The 4,385-nt window shown below is 53.1% G+C and carries 5 protein-coding genes; 2 read left to right on the top strand and 3 right to left on the bottom strand.

The window, feature by feature from the left end:
• The first annotated feature begins 154 nt into the window (after nucleotides 1-154).
• Nucleotides 155-976 (top strand): DUF2161 domain-containing phosphodiesterase, encoded by an 822-nt coding sequence (locus tag DEP07_RS04410; protein ID WP_287102178.1) that lies wholly within the window; start codon nucleotides 155-157, stop codon nucleotides 974-976.
• A 321-nt stretch (nucleotides 977-1,297) separates the two neighbouring features.
• On the opposite strand, the gene DEP07_RS04405 is transcribed toward DEP07_RS04410, so the two are convergent.
• The 3 genes from DEP07_RS04405 to DEP07_RS04395 are packed head-to-tail and all read right to left on the bottom strand — an operon-like array spanning nucleotide 1,298 to nucleotide 3,104.
• Nucleotides 1,298-2,503 (bottom strand): NAD(P)/FAD-dependent oxidoreductase, encoded by a 1,206-nt coding sequence (locus DEP07_RS04405; protein WP_287102177.1) that lies wholly within the window; start codon nucleotides 2,501-2,503, stop codon nucleotides 1,298-1,300.
• The gene (locus tag DEP07_RS04400) at nucleotides 2,500-2,835 is read right to left on the bottom strand and encodes a (2Fe-2S)-binding protein (protein ID WP_122965993.1); all 336 of its coding nucleotides are present in this window, start codon (nucleotides 2,833-2,835) and stop codon (nucleotides 2,500-2,502) included. The genes DEP07_RS04405 and DEP07_RS04400 overlap by 4 nt, the downstream gene beginning before the upstream one ends.
• Nucleotides 2,832-3,104, bottom strand: coding sequence for a (2Fe-2S)-binding protein (locus DEP07_RS04395; RefSeq protein ID WP_063227839.1), 273 nt, complete (start codon nucleotides 3,102-3,104; stop codon nucleotides 2,832-2,834). The genes DEP07_RS04400 and DEP07_RS04395 overlap by 4 nt, the downstream gene beginning before the upstream one ends.
• Before the next feature lie 192 nt (nucleotides 3,105-3,296).
• Here DEP07_RS04395 and DEP07_RS04390 point away from each other — a divergent pair, with 192 nt between their 5' ends.
• Nucleotides 3,297-4,364, top strand: coding sequence for a M24 family metallopeptidase (locus DEP07_RS04390; RefSeq protein ID WP_122965992.1), 1,068 nt, complete (start codon nucleotides 3,297-3,299; stop codon nucleotides 4,362-4,364).
• Nucleotides 4,365-4,385: the final 21 nt, after the last annotated feature.

Below are 4,385 nucleotides of genomic sequence, written 5' to 3'. Positions count from 1 at the left end.
GACTTATCCACACACTCTTAGCATTCATGCGTATTCAGTTTTCAGGGAATGAACGAAACAATTCCGTGAAAAGCCGTGCAAGCCCCATTGCGTGGCTTTTTTTGCATTTTCAGCGTCAAATAATGAGACGATTGATGCAAGAAAGGAGAAACGCATGAAGCTAAAATCAGCCAAACCGTATGAAGTGGATATGTACGCCCCTATTCGTGACTATTTTGTCGGCAGAGGGTATGAAGTATTTGGAGAGGTCAATCATTGCGATTTGACGGCCATCAAGGAAGACGAGCTGATCATTGTCGAGTTCAAGCGCAATCTCAGTGTCGACTTGCTGATTCAGGCAGCCAAGCGCCAAAGATATACCGATCATGTGTACGTCGCGATTCCCAAGCCGAAATACAAAATGTATTCAAAAAAGTGGCAAGACGTCGTATATCTCATCAGAAGGCTGGAACTGGGCTTGATCATTGTGTCGTTTCCGAAAAAAGGCGCGACTATGGAGCTGAGCATTTCTCCGGCACCATTTGACCGGGGCAAAAGCCAAAAGTTTAACAAGAAGAAACGAGAGCGAATCATCAAAGAAATGCGCGGCAGGTACGGAGATTACAATGTAGGCGGCAGCAATCAGACGAAGATCATGACAGCGTACAAGCAAGGCTGCATCCAGATCGCCGCCCTGCTTCAGCATTTTGGCCCGTTATCGCCAAAGGCGTTAAAGGAAAAAGGGGCGCAGGAGAAGACCGCTTCGATTCTCAGCAAAAATTTTTACGGCTGGTTCACGAGAGTCAAGCGAGGGGTGTACGCGCTAACCGCTTCGGGAGAAAAGGAGCTGGCTGATTACCCGGAGCTTGTTGCTCATTACATAAGCGTAGCAGAAGGCGCGATTTCCGACATCGCTGGAGAAGCAATTCCGCCCGGACATGCTGCGAATACTACGAACAGTATAAATACGCTGAACAACACAGAAGGAGCAGATTGATTCCCGAACCAGGAGGAAACCATCTGCTCGTTTTCGTTGAAAAAATCTGAAAAACCACTTATCTGGATACCGCTGCAATGGTTATCTGCTTGAAAAACTCGCTTATCAGGAAGCCCCAGACAGTGTCCCTCTATCTGAAAAGTCACTATCGGGATACCGCCGTAACGGTCAATCTGCCTGAAAAGCCCGCTTATCAGGAAGCCCCAGACAGTGTCCCTCTATCTGAAAAGTCACTATCGGGATACCGCCGCAACGGTCAATCTGCCTGAAAAGCCCGCTTATCAGGAAGCCCCAGACATGCCTCTCTACCTAAAAAGCCCCTTATCTGGCTGTCCACGCAGCGGCCATTTGCCCGACAAGCTCTCGCCCAGCCGCAATATCGGGGTGAAACTGGATCGTTGCGTTTTGCCGCACGCGTTTGACCTGGAGCTGCGCTTGCGACAGTAATGAATCATCTGCAAGCAATCCGGATGCTTGCGCCATGCTCAGACCCGCGACCGTCCCTTGGCTCATCGCAACCCTGGCGCTTTCGATTCCCGTAATATTGCCTGCAACGTACAGTCCCGGCAAAGGCGTTTTCATGTATTCATCGTGCAAAGGGACGTGTCCTCCGAGGGCGGGAACATAGGCAAAAGGACATCCGGCAATGGCCGCCAGCTCTGCGAGTGGACTCAACCCGCCCGCAATGCAAACAAAGTCAGCCGGAATGAGTTGTTCTGTCCCGGGAATCGGCAATCCTTCCGGCGTGACGCGGGCAGTCCTGACTCCCTCCACCTGTGAAGTTCCGACGATCTCCAATGCGGCTGTGCGCAAATGGATCGGCATATCCCACATGCGCACACCTTTGGACGGAAAAAAAGCAACCGCCAACCGCTGCATCCACTCGCTGCCCATCAGCTTGCTTCCGAGGCGAATGACAGGCGAGGGGGCGAGATGGGCGACCCGCAGCAACGAGCGCATAATTTCATGGGGCCGTCCTGCCTTTCCGCTCACCTCAGACAGGGGAGGCAAAATCAACTGCTCGACATGCACGCCAGCCAGCTGCAACTCTCTGGCAATCGCGACAGACAAAATATTGACGCCGATCACCACGCCTTTTTTGCCTACGCGAACACGCTGCACATTTGTCATAACTTGTGCGGCTCCAATCGACATCACACCGGGCAATGTCCAGCCGGGAACGGGAACCGCAGCTTCGGACGCCCCGGTAGCAATCAGCAGCAGCGAAGACTCCCACTCGCCTTCTGTCGTGGAAATCCGCCAGCGGTCGTCGCAGCGGGCAATATCGTACACCGAAACACCACAGGAGATGTTGACCCCAAGTGCTCTGGCTTCCTGATCCAGGCGGGCGGCTTCAGCCAAGCCGTTCCACCATACCCCGTCCGGTTCTTCGTGCAACTGTCCGAGCAGTCTGCCGCCCGGCCGATAAAACTCATCGACGATTTTCACAGACAATCCTTGCCGGGCGGCGGCAATGGCAGCAGATAAGCCAGCAGGGCCAGCTCCGATGACCAGAACATCGTTCATTTTGCGTGCCCTCCTTTTTTCAGCGGAGTCGGCAGAACGGAGCCTGCTGTTACGCACATTCCTTCTGTAACAAGAGTCATACACGCTCGCACAGTCGGGATACCGTCCACATGCACACGGCATTCGTAGCAATGGCCAATGTTACAGTAAATGCCCCGCGGAGCCCCTGTTTCTTCATGAACCCGAAGCGTGCGCACGCCAGCAGCCAAAAGCGCGCCGGCAATGGTTTCCCCTTCGTAAGCGGTATAAACAGCGCCGTTGAACTGAAACTGGAGAGCGGTTCTTTCTTCCATAGAACCAAGCACAGGATGATGGAAGATGCGTTGACTCATGAGCTTTTTCCTCCAAGCGTTTGAAACGAAATGGGCCGTACAGGCGGCTGATATCCAAGCGAAACTGTATGCGTAGGCACTTGGCCTGTTGCTTGTTCAACGATTTGCTCGATCAAAATCCGGCACGTTCTGCCACCGCAGCAGCCCATGCCAGCTCTGGTCCGCAGCTTCAATTCGCGAGCGGTGCACTGGTACTCGCGGGCAGTGCTCAGCAGCTCTTCCAGAGATACTTCCTCGCAGCGACAAATGATCACCTGCTGTGCGTCCATGCAAAAAGCCTCCCTTCGTTGTTGTCAGATAGCAAAATGCAAGTGTCGTGCCAGAAGCAGCGAGTGTTACAATAAAAACAACAGACAAACCCCCGCAGAAAGCGCAAATGGGCAAGGAAGCTTGGCACGAGGATTGCTTATAGAGCTTATAGAAAAAGAACGAAAATCACAGAAGCGAAGAGGGATGACCACATGGACAAATTGACACGTCTGCGCACACAATTCGATGCTTTGGGAATGGATGGAATGCTCGTTACAAACGGGCAAAACCGCCGCTATTTGACCGGGTTTACAGGTACATACGGAGTGGTGCTTGTATCGCGGAACGAGGCAAAGCTGTTCACTGACTTCCGTTATACGGAGCAGGCCAAAGCCCAGGCTGTCGATTTTGAGATTGTATTTTTGCCGACAAAAGAATCCGTTTACAGCGAAGTCGCTCGCCAGGCAGAGGAAATGGGCATCCAGACCCTCGGTTTTGAATCAGAAAACGTGACGTATGCTTTGCATCAAAAGTATGCGGATGCGATTCAAGCACGTTTGCTGCCGGTTGCTGGCGTAGTCGAGGGGCTGCGCATGATCAAGAGCGCAGACGAGCTGGACAAGATCAAGACAGCCGCACAGATAGCGGATGCGGCTTTTGCTCACATCTTGACGTTCTTGCGCCCAGGCATTACAGAGCTGGATGTGTCTAATGAGCTGGAAATGTTCATGCGCAAACAAGGAGCGTCAGGCTCTGCTTTTGACATCATTATCGCCTCCGGTCATCGCTCTGCTCTGCCGCACGGGGTGGCGAGCGACAAAAAGATCGAGAGCGGCGATATGGTGACCATGGACTTTGGCGCTCTGTACCAAGGCTATCGCTCCGACATTACCCGTACAGTTGCCGTCGGACAGCCGCATGAACAGCTTCAAGAAATATACGGCATCGTTCTCGAAGCGCGAAATCGTGCGGTAGCGGGGATTCGCCCCGGGCTGTCTGGAAAAGCGGCAGATGCGCTCGCTCGCGACTACATCGCGCAACACGGATACGGCGAACGGTTTGGTCACGGCATGGGCCATGGCGTAGGGCTGGACATTCATGAGGAGCCGTTCATGTCGACACGTTGCGAAGCGATTCTTGCGGCGGGCATGGTTTTGACTGTCGAGCCAGGTATTTATATTCCGGGGCTTGGCGGAGTCCGAATCGAGGATGACCTTGTTGTCACCGATACAGGCAACGATGTATTGACGCATTCCCCGCGCGAACTCATTATTTTGTAAAAGCCAAAAGCCAAAAGCCAA

The organism is Brevibacillus sp. (assembly GCF_003521185.1).
GTDB lineage: Bacteria > Bacillota > Bacilli > Brevibacillales > Brevibacillaceae > Brevibacillus > Brevibacillus parabrevis.
This window is presented reverse-complemented; position numbering and strand designations above follow the sequence as displayed.

Bases quoted from the DNA above. Each gene is read 5' to 3' on its own strand.
- DEP07_RS04390 (WP_122965992.1), top strand. From the start codon at position 3,297: ATGGACAAATTGACACGTCTGCGCACACAATTCGATGCTTTGGGAATG.
- DEP07_RS04400 (WP_122965993.1), bottom strand. From the start codon at position 2,835: ATGAGTCAACGCATCTTCCATCATCCTGTGCTTGGTTCTATGGAAGAA.
- DEP07_RS04410 (WP_287102178.1), top strand. From the start codon at position 155: ATGAAGCTAAAATCAGCCAAACCGTATGAAGTGGATATGTACGCCCCT.
- DEP07_RS04395 (WP_063227839.1), bottom strand. From the start codon at position 3,104: ATGGACGCACAGCAGGTGATCATTTGTCGCTGCGAGGAAGTATCTCTG.
- DEP07_RS04405 (WP_287102177.1), bottom strand. From the start codon at position 2,503: ATGAACGATGTTCTGGTCATCGGAGCTGGCCCTGCTGGCTTATCTGCT.